We start from the raw sequence: 13,558 nt of genomic DNA, 5'->3' as shown, positions 1-13,558 counted from the left end.
CGCGGGCTCTGCCGGCAAAAATTTTTCGTCAAATACCAGCGATTAGAAAATCCATATTGTCGATATAATCGATGGCGTATGTCACTATCCATGCTGAACATCGGGAAGTGGCTCCCGACCGCGCGCACCCAGAAGGCAGGAAAATCTCATGACCGCGACTGCAAAACCCATCGATTTCCTCTGGTTCATTCCGACCTCCGGCGACGGCACCTATCTCGGCACGGCCGATCTCAATCGCGGACCGGAGATCGGCTATCTCCAGCAGATCGCACAGGCTGTCGACAGGCTTGGCTATACCGGCGTATTGCTGCCGACGGGGGTCTCCTGCGAAGAGTCCTTCGTGACGGCCGCGGCGCTTTCGGCGCATACGCAGAAGCTGAAGTTCCTGGTTGCGATCCGTCCCGGTACGGCATCTCCTGCCTATTATGCACGCCTTGCCTCGACGCTCGATCGCGTCTCCAACGGCCGCGTGCTGCTCAACATCGTCGTTGGCGGCAGCCCGGCGGAGCTCGCCGGTGACGGCATCCACCTGGAACATGACGAGCGCTACGCCCATGCCGATGAATTCTTCCATGTCTGGGAGGAGCTTCTGGAAACCGGGTCGTCCACCTTCGAGGGCAAATATATCAAGGCGACCAACGCACGTCTCGGCCTGCCGCCCGTGCAATCGCCGCGGCCGCCGCTCTATTTCGGCGGTTCCTCGGATGCCGGCATCGAATTCTCCGTCGGCCGCGTCGACAAGTACCTGACCTGGGGCGAACCGCCGGCGCAGGTGGCCGAAAAGATCGAGAAGGTGCGGGCCGCCGCCGCCAAGCGCGGGCGCGAGGTGAGCTTCGGTATCCGCCTTCACTTCATCGTCCGCGAAACGGATGAGGAGGCATGGGCTGCGGCCGATAAGCTGATTTCCAAGCTGGACGACGAGACGATCCGCGAGGCGCAGGAGCAGTTCGTCACGCAATCCGACTCCGTCGGGCAGAAGCGCATGGCGGCCCTGCATGGCGGCCGGCGCGACAAGCTCGAAGTGTCGCCGAACCTCTGGGCCGGCGTCGGCCTGGTGCGCGCCGGTGCCGGTACGGCACTTGTTGGGTCGCCGAAGACTGTGGCTGCAAGGCTGCGGGAATATCAGGAGCTCGGCATCGAAACCGTGATCGGCTCCGGCTATCCGCATCTGGAAGAAGCCTATCGTGTGGCGGAGCTTCTGTTCCCGGAGCTTGGCCTGAATCAGGAACAGCAGCGCGCCGGATTCCGCAACGAATTCGGTGCCAAGCAGATCTTCGCGGGCGGCAGCCACGGTGGCAATCTGAAGGTTGTTTCCGGCTCGTAACGCCACCTTTGAAGGGAGATTCCCATGTCGGCATTCGACACATCCTTCGTACGCGTAGGCTCGGAACGCCGCACGCGCCCGGCCAAGGCCGCGCGGCAATCAATCTCGATCCAGAGATTTCTGCCCTTCCTGTTGCCGGTCGTCGTGATCGCGGCCTGGCAGCTCGGCTCGTCGCTTGGATGGATCTCCACCCGCATCATGCCGTCGCCGGCGGCAGTCGTGGTCGCCTTCTGGCAGACCACGATCTCCGGGGAATTACCGAACAACATTCTCGTCAGCGCCGGCCGCGCTTTCGCCGGCCTATTGGTCGGCGGGTCGATCGGCTTTCTGCTCGGCATTGCCAACGGCGTATCGCGGCACTCGGAGCAATTGACCGATACGACGCTGCAGATGCTGCGCACCATCCCGCATCTCGCCATGGTGCCGCTCGTCATCCTCTGGTTCGGGATCGGCGAGGAATCGAAGCTTTTCCTGACGGCGCTAGGCGTGCTGTTCCCGATCTACCTCAACACCTATCACGGCGTGCGCAATGTCGACCGCGGGCTGATCGAGATGGGACGGGTCTATGGCATGAGCAGCTGGACGTTGTTCCGGAAGGTCATCTTCCCAGGCGCGCTTCCGTCCATTCTCGTCGGTCTGCGCTTTGCCCTCGGCATCATGTGGCTGACGCTGATTGTGGCTGAATCGATCGCGGCATCATCGGGCATCGGCTACATGGCCAATAATGCCCGCGAGTTCGGCATGACCGATGTCGTCGTTCTGACGCTGGTGATTTACGCCATCCTCGGCAAGCTCGCCGATGTCGTTGCGCGGGCGATCGAGCGCAGGGCTTTGCGCTGGAATCCGGCCTATCAGAATTGAGGAGCCTGCCATGAGCGTCAACACACTCGATCGCCCACAGGCGGAAGTCAAAAATGTGGCTTCGCAGGCTGCGGGTGCTGCGGCCATTCATATCAAAGGATTGGAGAAGAGTTTCGGCAACAACCGCGTTCTGCGCGGCATCGATCTCGATATTCCGGCTGGGCAGTTCGTCGCTGTCATCGGCAAGAGCGGCTGCGGCAAGAGCACGCTGCTGCGCATCCTGATGGGTCTGGAAGAGCCGAGTGCCGGCCATATGCGCTTCGAGGCCGCCGACGGCATCGACGCGCGACCGAATACACGCATCGTCTTTCAGGAGCCGCGCCTGCTGCCCTGGTTTTCCGTTGCTGACAATGTTGCCGTCGGCCTGGGGGAGGGCGTGCCGCAAGACGTATCGAAGAAGGAAACGGCTTCGGTTCTCTCCGAGGTGCAGCTTGCCGAGAAGGCCGGCGAATGGCCGTCCAGCCTTTCCGGCGGACAGAAGCAGCGCGTGGCACTTGCCCGCGCGCTCGTCAGCAAACCCGGCGTGCTTGCGCTCGACGAGCCGCTCGGCGCGTTGGATGCCTTGACCCGCATCAGCATGCAGGAGTTGCTGAATCGCGTGTGGCGCGAACTCGGCTTTACCGCGGTGCTCGTGACGCATGACGTCAGCGAGGCGGTGCATCTGGCCGACCGCGTCGTCGTCCTGGACGAGGGCAGGATCGTGCTCGATCTCGCCGTTCCCTATCCGCATCCGCGCCGCCACGGCAATCCGGCCCTGGCAGAGCTCGAAGGGCAGCTGCTGGCGGCGATCCTCGGCGACGCACGGGGTTAGAGCTTTTCCGCTTTTCCTGGAATTGCTCTAGTTCGGCCTGCTATCGTCTCCCTCGACATAAAGCCTGAGATTGTCGAAGCCCGTTTCCGTGCCCATCAGCCGCGAGCCGTTGTCGCTGTAACCGTCGAGAAACACGACCTGTTCGGTAAAGGTCATCTTCGTGCCGCCGGGTTCCGGGGCAAAGTTGACCGTTGCCAGCGAAACGGAAATTCTGACGTCGTCGAGCATCATGTCGAAGGCATAGATGAAGCGCTCGTTGTGGACGACGTCGATATAGCGCGCCTGATAGGCATGCACGACGCCATCCGTCGAGGCGGTCCGATTGCTTTCGCTGCCGCCGGTGCGGAAATCGAGCTGGAATTCCAGCTGCTTCCACTCGCCATGACAGGCAAACCATTGTTTCTTCTGCTCCGGTATTGCCCAGGCGTTGAAGACACGCGACAGTGGCGCCTTGAAGTGGCGCTCTATGGTGATGGTCGTATGCTCTGTCGATCGTTCGCTCATTCGTCCGTCGTCTCCGTCGATGTGTCTGCGAGAAATATGTCGAGTCGATCGAAAGCCTTGTTCCAGGATGCCTTGCGTTCGGCAATCCATCGTTCGATGGAGGCAAGCGCCTCCTTGCGAAGATGATAAGTGCGCACCCGGCCGGCTTTTTCCGATAGCACCAGGCCGCTTGCTTCCAGTACCTGCAAATGTTTCATCACGGTCGGCAGTGCCATGCCCAGAGGTTGCGCCAGTTCCGTAACGGATGCAGATCCATGTCCGAGCTGGTCGATCATGCCGCGCCGGCTTGGATCGGAAAGAGCCTGGAACATGCGGTCGAGTGCCTGCGGTTCCTCAAGCATTCGGCTTTTCCGGCCGGAATTGTACCGGCAATTTCTCGCTGTAGGGATAGAAATGGAAGTAGGGCATGGCTTCCTGGAGGACGCGGGCGAAGGACGGTCGCTCGAGGAGACGTCGATAATACGCCTTCAGCCGGCTATGCTCTTCGGCGAAGGGAACGACGGTTTCGGCGTAGAACAAAGCCGGGGCAGCGGCGCAATCGGCCATGGTGAGGCTGTCGCCGCTGATCCAGATCTTCCCATCGAGCTGCTTCTCGATCATTCCATAGGCAGTGCGTAGCAGTGCTTGGGCTTCGGACACGCCCTGCGGGCTCCGGTCCTTCTCAGTGCGGCGCACGTCCGCGACGATCCTCTGCATCGGGTCCTGAACATAGAGATCGAAGAAACGATCCCAAAGCCGAACGCACAAGGCATCCGACGGATTCGCCGGCAGGAGCGGCGTTGGCCCAGGATAATGCCGATCCAGATATTCGATGATGATGCTGGTTTCGGGTACTGTGCTGTCGAGGGCTTCGTCGCGAAGCACCGGAAATTTTGCGAGCGGCCAGAGACGCACCAGTGAGGCGCGGGATTCCTCATTGCCTAGATCGATGATGCGGCTTTCGAAGGGCGTTCCGTTTTCATAGAGCGCCATCAGCACCTTGTGGCAGAATGAGGCGAGGGGATGCTGGTAGAGAATAAGGGACATGCAACGAGCCTTCCGAGATCAAAGCCGATACTTATCTAAATGGATAAGTATCAGCTCAGCGGGCGCGAAGCAACAGAATAGTTACCCAAATGGATAACTATTCTGCGTCGCTCGCCTCAATCGGCAATCAGGCGTGCGATAACCAGATGGCCCGGTGTCGGCTGCCCGTCTTCCATGCGGACATTGATATCGGTGATTTCGACGAGTTCGAAGCCGGTCGCGGCCAACCGTTCGCGCACATAGGCTTCGGAATGGGCGAAACGCTGGTGTGGGCCGACCATATAGGGGCGTCCGGCCATGGTCGCTTCCGCCAGGGTCTCGGAGGAGAAGATGAAGAGACCGCCTGGCGTCATGTTTTCCGCGGCACCGAAGAAGAGAGGCTCCAGTGCGCCGAGATAGGGCAGTACATCCGTTGCCGTGATCAGATCGAAGGCGTCTTCATCATTATCATCAAGGAAATCCTCGACCTCGGCGACGAAGAGCGTTTCGTAGATATCCTTTTCATGGGCGACTTCGACCATGTTCTCGGAAATGTCGATGCCGGTAATATCCTCGACGATATCGCGCAGCGTGCCGCCCGTAAGACCCGTGCCGCAGCCAAGGTCGAGCATGCGCTTGAAGGGGCCCAGGCCGAGCGCCTGCAGGCGCTGGCGAACGAGGACCGGCACGTGATAGCCGAGCTGTTCCACCAGCACGTCTTCGAAGACTTCCGCATGCTGGTCGAATAGGGTCTCGACATAGGCGTCCGGGGCCTTCACCGGCGTCTCGCCGCGCCCCATGGATGCTATGCGCACCGCCGCGCCGCCGTGATCTTCCGGGTCGAGCGCCAGCACTTTCTCATAGGCCTTCACGGCAGCGTCGATATCGCCCGCCTTTTCCAGCGCCAAGGCCTGGTTATAGGCTTCCGCCAGCGCATCTTCGTCGATCTTCTTCTTTGCCATGATTGCCGGCCCTTCCTTTTGTCAGGCAGGCATTAAGGCGCTTGATCGGCTTTTGCAATGCTTGCCGCGCAGGCGCAGAATATGACCTTCGGCGAAGGCGACTTGGGGGGACGCTATCCGAACAGAAGAACAAGGGAGGAAAATCATGGATAATGAACTCACCACACCAAACCCGACGAGCAGCCCGGCGGGACGCGGCTGTCCCTCCATGCCGTCGACATCGGCCGAAGTCACCAACACGGTGACCCACTATTACCGGGGTGAATTGGGGAGGATGACAAGCTGGCGCGATCGCATCGACCGGACATCGAATTGGGCGATCACGGTGGTTGCGGCATTGCTGTCCGTATCGCTTTCGACGCCGACGTCGCATCATGGCGTTTTGCTGTTCGGAATGATGCTGATCACGCTGCTGTTGCTGATCGAGGCGCGGCGATATCGGTTCTTCGATGTCTATCGCTCGCGTGTGCGGCAATTGGAGCGCCACTACTTCGCGCAAATTCTGGCGCCACAAACGGAGCTCAATCCCGATTGGGCGCTGTCGGTCGCCGCCAGCCTGCGTTCGCCGCGGCTGCTGCTCAGCTATGTCGAGGCAGCGCAGCGGCGCTTGCAGCGCAATTACTGCTGGATGTATGCGATCCTGCTCCTGGCGTGGATCCTGAAGATTTCGACGCCCAGGCTACAGACGGAGGGCCTGGCGCAGGAGCAGCCGCATTCATGGAGCTATATCACCGACAATGCGGCGCTCGGACCGATCCCCGGCTGGATCGTCCTCATCCTCGTCGCGGTCTTTTATGCCTTCGTCCTTTACGGCACGCTCCATCGCGGCTCGCATGACGGAGATTTCATCCATGGCGAGGCGCATGTCTGATGGCAGTACGGTCGATCGCGAGGCCGCCCACGCGATCCGGCTGCCTTAGTGCAGGATGAATTCTCCTTTCATCGCACGCCATTCGGTTGCCGAAATCAGCTTGCGATGGACATAGCGCACGGAGTGCAACGGCCCATCCAGCGTTTCCTGCCAGAATTTCAGGAAGCCGCGCATTTCCGGGAAGTTCGGGGCGAGATCATAATCCTGCCAAATATAGGTCTGCAGGAATTGCGGATGATCTGGCAGGCGGTAGAAGATCTGCGCCGTCGTCAACCCATAACCCTGCAACTGCTTTTGCATGTCGTTATGCATGAGCTTTCTCTTTCCGTTCCCATTCTTGTTCGTGACTCATGGTCACTTAGATATGGAAACAACAGATGGTAAACTCAAGCTTTACAAAAATGTCATGATGGAAATTTATTCACAGAAATCAATGCATTAGCAGCGACTGCATGGGAGTGCTGCCAAGGCTGCGGCTAGGTGCAGCCTTGACGGGATCAGCGCTTGAGGTGGCGTGTCAGCCCGCCTTCCATCCGCGCCCAGCCGTTTCGCATGAGTTCGACGATCACGAGATAGAAGATCGCAGCCCAGAGATAGATTTGGTAGTCGTAGGTTCGCGAGAACGCGTAGCGTGTTTCGCCCATCAGGTCGAAGACCGTAATAATGGAGACGGTTGCCGAACTCTTGATCAGCAAGATGATCTCGTTGCCGTAGGGGCGCAGCGCCACGATGAGCGCCTGGGGAATGATGATCTTGCGGAAAGCGATCCAGGTATGGATACCAAGGGCGCTGGCCGCTTCCCGCTGGCCCTTCGGTACGCTCTGAATGGCGCCGCGGACGATTTCCGTCTGATAGGCCGCCGTGTTCAGCGTCATGGCGAAGACGCCGCAGTAGAAGGGGTCCTTGAAGAACCACCAGAGGCCGATATCCTCGAAGAACCAGCGAAAGCTCGGGAAACCGTAATAGACCATGAAAATCTGTGCCAGCAACGGCGTGCCGCGGAACAGATAGACATAGCAATAGGTCAGCGTGCTCAGGATCTTGTTGCTCGACATACGGGCAAAGGCCAGCGGTATCGAGAGAATCGCACCCAGGATAAAGGATGTGGCGACCAACTTGACCGTGATCCAGAGACCGTGAAGCAGCCGCGGCCCATAGGTTTCGAGCTTATCGACATCCCACCCGCTTATAATCATTGCCAGCAGCGAAATACCGAGAATGGCCCATAGGGTCAGAAAGAAATAACCGGCGATACGGGCCTTGGACAGCTTCGTGACCGTCTTCGGCGGTGCCGGCTGCGCCGCGATCAGAACTTCGGCATGGCTCATCGATGGACCTCCGCACGTTTAGCCCATCGATCGAGATAGAAGAGGCCGACGGAAGAGATGACGGCCAATGTAAGATAAAACAGGCAGGCGATGGAATAGAAGGTGAAGGGCGCCTTGGTGGCGCGGACGGCGATCCCCGTCTGCCTGATTATGTCGGCAAGGCCGATGATGGACACGTAAGACGTATCCTTCAGCAGGTTCATCCAGAGGTTCCCGAGATTTGGCAGGGAAATGCGGACGAGTTGCGGCACGATGATCAGCCGCATGGTTCGCGCCCGATGAAATCCAAGTGCATCACCTGCCTCATACTGACCTTTGGGAATGGCTTTGAAGGCAGAGAGGAGGACTTCCGAACAATAGGCGGAAAAGACGATTGCCAGCGCCACCATGCCGGCCGCGAAGGCATTGATCTCAACGGGTCCGTCATAACCGAATTTGGCAAGCACGGACTGCAAGAGGATCTGCATGCCATAATAGATGATGAAGAGCGTCAGCAGCTCCGGCAGGCCCCGGAAAATCGTCGTGAAGACACCAGCGGCGAGCCTCAGCGATTTCTCTTCCGATTGCTGCGCGAGCGCGACGAAGAAGCCGATGACGATGCCGAGCGGCAGCGTCAGGACCGAGACGGTGATGGTAATCTTCAACCCGCCGGCAAGCTCGTCGCCCCATCCCGTGTCACCACAGGCGAGCATCGTATTTTGGCCGAACAGAGTGAACAGTCCGGCTGGACCACACAACGGGTCAAAAATCGTACTCAACCAGGTCCACAAGGAACCAAGGGCGGAAAACAATCCGCTCATGCCATATTTCCCCTAGCGGCTTTTGCCGCGTTTCTGCTTATATTCTTCTCGTTGTCAAACAAAAACGGCGGAAGGGCAAGCTTCCGCCGTCGTCTTTTCCCAGGGAATCGACGGGCGATCAGTCGCCGTAGACGTCGAAATCGAAATACTTGTCCTGGATCTTCTTGTAGGTGCCGTCAGCACGGATCGCAGCGATCGCGGCGTTCAGCTTGTCCTTGAGGGCCGTATCGCCCTTGCGGATAGCGATACCCGCACCGACACCGTTGATGACCGGGTCGCTTTTCAGCGTGCCGAGCATCTTGCAGCAGTTACCTGCATCGGACTTCACCCATTCGGACAGCACGACGACGTCGTCGATGGCGGCATCGATGCGGCCATTGCTGAGGTCGAGCTTGTATTCGTCAGCCGACGGATAGAGCTTGAGCTCGGCGTCCTTCAGGTGGGCGGACGCGTAGTTGGCATGCGTCGTGGAGGACTGTGCGCCGATGGTCTTGCCCTTCAGGGCTTCGTCGGTCGCTTCCTTGAGAGTGGAGTCCTTCGGAATGGCGATTGCCGGCGGCGTGTTGTAAATCTTGTTGGTGAAATCGACGATCTTCTCGCGCTCGGGCGTGATCGACATGGACGAGATGATCGCGTCGAACTTCTTGGCCTGCAGGGCGGGGATGATGCCGTCGAAATCCTGGTTCACGAAGGTGCACTTGACCTTCATGTGATCGCAAAGCGCATTGGTTATATCGATATCGAAGCCGGTGAACTTGCCGCCGGCGTCAAGCGATTCGAAAGGCGGGTAGGTCGCGTCCGTGCCGAAGACGATCGTGTCGCCGTCGGCAAGCGCCGCACCGGCGACAAGCGACATCACGGCGAAAGACGCAGCGGCAAAAAGACGAGTGGAGATGCGCATATTGACCCTCTCTGTTGGCGGCCGGCAGCCCATTATTGTTTTTGGCAGACGGCTCAAGTGGAGCGGGCCGGTGGCCCGCCTTGCGGCGATATTCGTACTTTTTTTCCGAAAAATGCAACTGGAATTACGAGGGTGATGATTGCAGCCCGATCGCGTGGCAATACGAATGCGCTGGCGCCGGACGGTTTTATGTCGAAACGACCTAAATCTGAATCCGCGGTAGAAACAAATGGCTAGCGCATGATGTCGTCTGAAGACCGTTTCGACTTTTCGGCATCATGGCCTGGCGAGAATTCTGAACGTAAGCCGTCCGGCGCATTCAGCCAGGGTTAATTACGGCCACCTAATAGTTCTGGAACATATAGCCGCCTGCCGCGATTCAGCCTCATCAGAACCGAAAATCGGCCGGGATCTTAAGGCATCGGCATGCCTGCTGAGATTCGCAATTCGGCGGACAAAGAAGATAAGAGGAGACCCCATATGGGAAAGCGATCCAGACTATTTGCCAGCGCCGCGTTTCCGCTGCTCTCGTTATCGCTCGCATTCGAGCCGGCAGCGGCGGCGGCGTTTCGCGAACAGCCCATCGCGCCGTTAAACACCGGTATCGCGGCTGCCCCCAACGCCAGTTTCGAAGTTGCGCAGCAGGAGGCTCCGTCCGCCCAGCCAGAAGAAGAGCCGCAGCTCAAGCGCAAGAAGCCCGCCGAGGGCGGTGAAGGTGAGCCGCAGGGCCAAAAACATCGCGGCGAACCGGCAGAGCAGGGTGGTGGACAGCAGCAGCATCAGATGAAGCAGGCCGCCCCGGAGGCCGAGCCGCAGCAGAAGGCGCCGAAGGTGCAGCCGGAAGCTCAGCCGCCAAAGGCGGAGCGTCAGCAGCCCGCTGAGCAGGAGCAGCCGAAGCCTCAGCGCCAGCCGGCTCCAGAGGCCCAGCCGGAGCCGAAGAAGCAGCGCCAGCAGCCGGCGGAGGAGCCTCAGACTCAACCCGAAACCAAGCCGCAGCCGAAGGCTGCAGCCCCTGAAGCAGAGCCGGAAACCAAGCAGCCCAAGCCGAAGGCGAAGCAGCCCGCGGCAGAGCAGCCGGCCGAGGCTCCGCAGCCGAAGATCAAGCAGCAGCCTGCCGAGGAAGTGCAGCCGAAAGCCAAGCCTGAGCCGAAGGAGCAGCCCGCGCCGGCTCAGAAGGAAGCTCCCGCCGCGCAGCCGCCGCAGAGCCAGGAAGCCCAGCCTGGAAAGCAGGCGCAGCCGGAGCAAAACGCTCATCCCAAGCAGCAGGGCCAGGCCGGAAATCCGGCGAAGCAGCCAACCGAACAGCAGCCGGCGCCCGCGGGCGAGCCCTCGCAAGGTCACAAGGCTCAATCGGGGACAGAGGCGCAGCCCGGGACGCAGGTCCAGCCTGAAACACAGCCCGGAACGGTGGTCACGCCAGGCACCCAGCAGGGGCAGAAGCAGGGTGGCGACAAGACCCACGGCAAGCAGCCGCAAAACCAGCAGCAGGGTGAACAGCCTGGCGCCAACCCGCAACAGCCGGCCCAGAAGGGCGAGCCGCAGGGACAGCCAGCACAGACCGGTAACCAGGCAGCGCCGCAGCCCGGTAAGCAGCAGCCGACGAACGGCGCCGAGGTGCCGGCTCAAGGCAATGCAGCAACCGCACCTGCCAATGGCAACGGCCAGCAGGCCGGCGAAATCCAGCTGCCACCGGCCGAGCAGGTCTCGCCACAGGAGCTGGAACGCCGCAAGAAGATTGCGGAAAACCCGGCTTCCGCCAATGGGCCCGTCATCCTGCCCGTTGAAAACGGCAGTGCGGTTCTGGATAGCCAGAAGGACGCGGTTCGTCGGGGAGAGCATCTGAACAGAGGTCAGAATCCCGGTGCCCAGAGCGGCGGCGTACAGGCCGGTCAGAGCCAGCAGAGCGGGCAGGCGCAGAATGCTCCGGCCCAGCAGCCGCCACCGGCTTACACCAAACCGCCGACCTCCGACGCCGAAGCGCAACGCGCAGCGGCAGGCGGTCAGCCGCAGCCGCCGATCAAGATGGAGGCCGTCACCAGCGAACAGGGCCGTCGGATCGATCGCCGGCCGGATTTTGCCCCGCCGCAGGGAACGACGGTCCAGACCATCATCAATCAAGACAATCGCACGGTGGTGAATGTCGACAACACCTATGTCGTCCGGCATGACGATACCGAGCGTTTCGTTCGTGGCGGCGAACGGCCGATCTATGAACAGTTGCAGCGGGACCGCTATCGCGAGACGATCGATCAGCCTGACGGCGATCGCGTCGTGACGATCCGCAATCGCTATGGCGATATCATCCAGCGTTCGCGCATCGATGCCAGCGGCCGCGAATATGTGCTGTTCTACTCGCCGGAACTGGAAGATCGTCCCGACAATGACGATTATTTCCGTGATCCGGGCGACGATCTGCCGCCGATGCGCCTGCTCATCCCCTTGAGTCAGTACATCATCGATACGGCGTCGAACCGCGATGCGGACTATTACGACTTCCTGCGCGAACCGCCGGTCGAGCCGGTCGAGCGAATCTACTCGGTCAACGAGGTCCGTTATTCGGCCCGTATCCGCGACAAGATCCGCCGCATCGACCTCGATACGATCACCTTCGCGACGGGCAGTTCCGATATTCCGATGAGCCAGGCGAGCACGCTGCGCGGTGTGGCCGACGGCATATCGAAGATCGTCAAGCGCGATCCGACCGAAACCTTCCTGATCGAGGGCCATACGGATGCCGTAGGTTCGGCGGAGAGCAACCTGATCCTCTCCGACCGTCGCGCGGAATCGGTCGCCAATGTTCTGACGGATGTCTATGGCATTCCGGCCGCGAACCTGGTCACCCAAGGGTATGGCGAGCAATATCTCAAGGTGAATACGCTTGGACCGTCGCAGGAGAACCGCCGCGTCACCATCCGCCGCATCACGCCGCTGGTACGCCCGGTTGCCTCCAATCGGTAAGCATTAGCCTACATTTTGCCGAGGGGCCGCTGGGAAACCGGCGGCCCTTTATTTTGCCGGTTTGCCGAGGCCGACGGCGGCGGCGATGAAATCGGCGATCGCGAGAGTATCGTCGAGATCGAAAACGGAGAGCAAGCCGGCGTCTTCCACCGAATGATCGGCGGCGATGGCGACGATATGGGGATCCTGCGGGGCAAGCGGTTCGCGCTTGGCAGCTTCCAGGCGGCGGGCTTCGATCTTCGGGATGGGCTCTCGCTTGTACCCCTCGATCAACACGAGATCACAAGGGGCGAGGCGCGCCAGTATTTCTTCAAAACTCGGCTCGGGGTCGCCGCGCAATTCATGCATGATGGCATAGCGCGTACCGGAAACGATGGTGACTTCGTGCGCGCCCGCTTCGCGGTGGCGAAAACTGTCGGCGCCGACCTTGTCGATATCGAAATCATGATGCGCATGTTTGATCGTCGAAATCCGATAGCCTCGCCGGGTGAATTCCGTCACCAGACGCACGGCAAGGCCGGTCTTGCCAGAGTTCTTCCAGCCGGCAATGCCGAAAATCTTCGGTCGGGGTTTGGTCATGATGTGCCTTCCAATGCTGCCAGCCATGTCTCCGCTTCGAGCAGTTCCGCGGGCGTATTGATGTTAAAGAAAGGGTCGAGCGGACCGATCCGCGTTTCGATTGCGGGAAATTTCACCCGCTGGACCTTGTGGCGCGCGAGAAAATCCCTGACGCGCCGTTTGTCGTCCGAAACGATCCAGGTCTCCAGATTCGTTGCAGCAGAAACCGGCCAGAGGCCGAAAACCGGATGGTCCTGCCCGAGGGATGCGGCAATCGCAATCTCATCGGGACGTTCGACGGCATGGGCGAGCCGTGCGACGAGGTCGTGTGGGAAAAAAGGGCTGTCTATCGGGATCGTGGCGACATGCGAAGCCCCTGGATAGTTGCGTGCCGTATCCCGCATCGCGGCAAGCACGCCGGCCAGAGGGCCGAGTTTGCCACCAATTTTATCCGGAACTAGCCGCATCCCCATGCTGTCGGGCCAATCGATGTCCGCATTCAAGGCGATCGGCTTGTTTTGGCGCTGAGCGATCCGCGAAGAGATGCGGCTGATCAGGCTTTCGCCACCAAGCAGAGCGAAGGCTTTGTTCGCACCCATGCGGCTCGACCGGCCCCCGGCAAGAAGGACGACCGGAATATCCTCTGCGTTTGCGATGAAGCTGGACATGTTCGGG

General features: G+C 60.2%; 15 protein-coding genes. 5 read left to right on the top strand and 10 right to left on the bottom strand.

The window, feature by feature from the left end:
- Window positions 1–148: 148 nt before the first annotated feature.
- The 3 genes from ssuD to FHT84_RS04810 are packed head-to-tail and all read left to right on the top strand — an operon-like array spanning window position 149 to window position 2,996.
- Entirely contained in the window at window positions 149–1,324 is a 1,176-nt protein-coding gene (gene ssuD, locus FHT84_RS04820) for an FMNH2-dependent alkanesulfonate monooxygenase (RefSeq protein ID WP_112344026.1), read from the top strand.
- Window positions 1,325–1,348: 24 nt separating this feature from the next.
- Window positions 1,349–2,185, top strand: a complete 837-nt coding sequence (ssuC, locus tag FHT84_RS04815; protein WP_112344027.1) for an aliphatic sulfonate ABC transporter permease SsuC — start codon at window positions 1,349–1,351, stop codon at window positions 2,183–2,185.
- A gap of 10 nt (window positions 2,186–2,195) precedes the next feature.
- Complete coding sequence (locus FHT84_RS04810) at window positions 2,196–2,996, top strand: ATP-binding cassette domain-containing protein (protein ID WP_113249259.1); 801 nt, start codon at window positions 2,196–2,198, stop codon at window positions 2,994–2,996.
- 27 nt (window positions 2,997–3,023) lie between these two features.
- Here FHT84_RS04810 and FHT84_RS04805 read toward each other — a convergent pair whose 3' ends face one another.
- The 4 genes from FHT84_RS04805 to FHT84_RS04790 all read right to left on the bottom strand — a co-directional run bounded on the left by FHT84_RS04805 (window position 3,024) and on the right by FHT84_RS04790 (window position 5,467).
- Window positions 3,024–3,500: an SRPBCC family protein gene (locus FHT84_RS04805; protein WP_113249258.1), complete on the bottom strand. Its 477-nt coding sequence runs from the start codon at window positions 3,498–3,500 to the stop codon at window positions 3,024–3,026.
- Window positions 3,497–3,841, bottom strand: coding sequence for a metalloregulator ArsR/SmtB family transcription factor (locus FHT84_RS04800; RefSeq protein ID WP_113249257.1), 345 nt, complete (start codon window positions 3,839–3,841; stop codon window positions 3,497–3,499). Before FHT84_RS04800 ends, FHT84_RS04805 begins: the two co-directional genes overlap by 4 nt.
- Window positions 3,834–4,526, bottom strand: coding sequence for a glutathione S-transferase family protein (locus FHT84_RS04795; protein WP_113249256.1), 693 nt, complete (start codon window positions 4,524–4,526; stop codon window positions 3,834–3,836). The genes FHT84_RS04800 and FHT84_RS04795 overlap by 8 nt, the downstream gene beginning before the upstream one ends.
- Before the next feature lie 116 nt (window positions 4,527–4,642).
- Window positions 4,643–5,467, bottom strand: a complete 825-nt coding sequence (locus FHT84_RS04790; protein ID WP_112344032.1) for a methyltransferase domain-containing protein — start codon at window positions 5,465–5,467, stop codon at window positions 4,643–4,645.
- 208 nt (window positions 5,468–5,675) lie between these two features.
- Here FHT84_RS04790 and FHT84_RS04785 point away from each other — a divergent pair, with 208 nt between their 5' ends.
- Window positions 5,676–6,338 (top strand): DUF2270 domain-containing protein, encoded by a 663-nt coding sequence (locus tag FHT84_RS04785; RefSeq protein ID WP_245430435.1) that lies wholly within the window; start codon window positions 5,676–5,678, stop codon window positions 6,336–6,338.
- A 45-nt stretch (window positions 6,339–6,383) separates the two neighbouring features.
- Here FHT84_RS04785 and FHT84_RS04780 read toward each other — a convergent pair whose 3' ends face one another.
- The 4 genes from FHT84_RS04780 to FHT84_RS04765 all read right to left on the bottom strand — a co-directional run bounded on the left by FHT84_RS04780 (window position 6,384) and on the right by FHT84_RS04765 (window position 9,367).
- Entirely contained in the window at window positions 6,384–6,650 is a 267-nt protein-coding gene (locus FHT84_RS04780) for an aspartate-semialdehyde dehydrogenase (RefSeq protein ID WP_112344034.1), read from the bottom strand.
- A 185-nt stretch (window positions 6,651–6,835) separates the two neighbouring features.
- Window positions 6,836–7,666, bottom strand: coding sequence for an ABC transporter permease (locus FHT84_RS04775; protein WP_112334674.1), 831 nt, complete (start codon window positions 7,664–7,666; stop codon window positions 6,836–6,838).
- Window positions 7,663–8,466, bottom strand: a complete 804-nt coding sequence (locus FHT84_RS04770; protein ID WP_095435085.1) for an ABC transporter permease — start codon at window positions 8,464–8,466, stop codon at window positions 7,663–7,665. The genes FHT84_RS04775 and FHT84_RS04770 overlap by 4 nt, the downstream gene beginning before the upstream one ends.
- Window positions 8,467–8,584: 118 nt before the next feature.
- On the bottom strand, window positions 8,585–9,367 hold the full coding sequence (locus tag FHT84_RS04765) for a lysine/arginine/ornithine ABC transporter substrate-binding protein (protein WP_112344036.1): 783 nt from the start codon (window positions 9,365–9,367) through the stop codon (window positions 8,585–8,587).
- A gap of 480 nt (window positions 9,368–9,847) precedes the next feature.
- On the opposite strand from FHT84_RS04765, the gene FHT84_RS04760 reads away from it, so the two are divergent.
- The gene (locus FHT84_RS04760) at window positions 9,848–12,325 is read left to right on the top strand and encodes an OmpA family protein (protein ID WP_113249254.1); all 2,478 of its coding nucleotides are present in this window, start codon (window positions 9,848–9,850) and stop codon (window positions 12,323–12,325) included.
- Window positions 12,326–12,373: 48 nt separating this feature from the next.
- Here the strand turns inward: FHT84_RS04760 and mobB are convergent, their stop codons facing one another.
- Together mobB and mobA are read right to left on the bottom strand one after the other, a co-directional pair.
- Window positions 12,374–12,904 (bottom strand): molybdopterin-guanine dinucleotide biosynthesis protein B, encoded by a 531-nt coding sequence (mobB, locus tag FHT84_RS04755; RefSeq protein ID WP_112344038.1) that lies wholly within the window; start codon window positions 12,902–12,904, stop codon window positions 12,374–12,376.
- A complete protein-coding gene (mobA, locus tag FHT84_RS04750) occupies window positions 12,901–13,551 on the bottom strand; it encodes a molybdenum cofactor guanylyltransferase MobA (protein ID WP_112344039.1) in 651 nt (216 codons plus the stop codon). The genes mobB and mobA overlap by 4 nt, the downstream gene beginning before the upstream one ends.
- Between the last annotated feature and the right edge of the window lie 7 nt (window positions 13,552–13,558).

It is taken from the genome of Rhizobium sp. BK289 (assembly GCF_014193575.1).
Classification (GTDB): domain Bacteria; phylum Pseudomonadota; class Alphaproteobacteria; order Rhizobiales; family Rhizobiaceae; genus Rhizobium; species Rhizobium tropici_C.
Note: the sequence above shows the minus strand (reverse complement) of the source record. Positions and strands in the feature narration are given on the sequence as shown.

Bases quoted from the DNA above. Each gene is read 5' to 3' on its own strand.
- ssuD (WP_112344026.1), top strand. From the start codon at position 149: ATGACCGCGACTGCAAAACCCATCGATTTCCTCTGGTTCATTCCGACC.
- ssuC (WP_112344027.1), top strand. From the start codon at position 1,349: ATGTCGGCATTCGACACATCCTTCGTACGCGTAGGCTCGGAACGCCGC.
- FHT84_RS04810 (WP_113249259.1), top strand. From the start codon at position 2,196: ATGAGCGTCAACACACTCGATCGCCCACAGGCGGAAGTCAAAAATGTG.
- FHT84_RS04805 (WP_113249258.1), bottom strand. From the start codon at position 3,500: ATGAGCGAACGATCGACAGAGCATACGACCATCACCATAGAGCGCCAC.
- FHT84_RS04800 (WP_113249257.1), bottom strand. From the start codon at position 3,841: ATGCTTGAGGAACCGCAGGCACTCGACCGCATGTTCCAGGCTCTTTCC.
- FHT84_RS04795 (WP_113249256.1), bottom strand. From the start codon at position 4,526: ATGTCCCTTATTCTCTACCAGCATCCCCTCGCCTCATTCTGCCACAAG.
- FHT84_RS04790 (WP_112344032.1), bottom strand. From the start codon at position 5,467: ATGGCAAAGAAGAAGATCGACGAAGATGCGCTGGCGGAAGCCTATAAC.
- FHT84_RS04785 (WP_245430435.1), top strand. From the start codon at position 5,676: ATGCCGTCGACATCGGCCGAAGTCACCAACACGGTGACCCACTATTAC.
- FHT84_RS04780 (WP_112344034.1), bottom strand. From the start codon at position 6,650: ATGCATAACGACATGCAAAAGCAGTTGCAGGGTTATGGGTTGACGACG.
- FHT84_RS04775 (WP_112334674.1), bottom strand. From the start codon at position 7,666: ATGAGCCATGCCGAAGTTCTGATCGCGGCGCAGCCGGCACCGCCGAAG.
- FHT84_RS04770 (WP_095435085.1), bottom strand. From the start codon at position 8,466: ATGAGCGGATTGTTTTCCGCCCTTGGTTCCTTGTGGACCTGGTTGAGT.
- FHT84_RS04765 (WP_112344036.1), bottom strand. From the start codon at position 9,367: ATGCGCATCTCCACTCGTCTTTTTGCCGCTGCGTCTTTCGCCGTGATG.
- FHT84_RS04760 (WP_113249254.1), top strand. From the start codon at position 9,848: ATGGGAAAGCGATCCAGACTATTTGCCAGCGCCGCGTTTCCGCTGCTC.
- mobB (WP_112344038.1), bottom strand. From the start codon at position 12,904: ATGACCAAACCCCGACCGAAGATTTTCGGCATTGCCGGCTGGAAGAAC.
- mobA (WP_112344039.1), bottom strand. From the start codon at position 13,551: ATGTCCAGCTTCATCGCAAACGCAGAGGATATTCCGGTCGTCCTTCTT.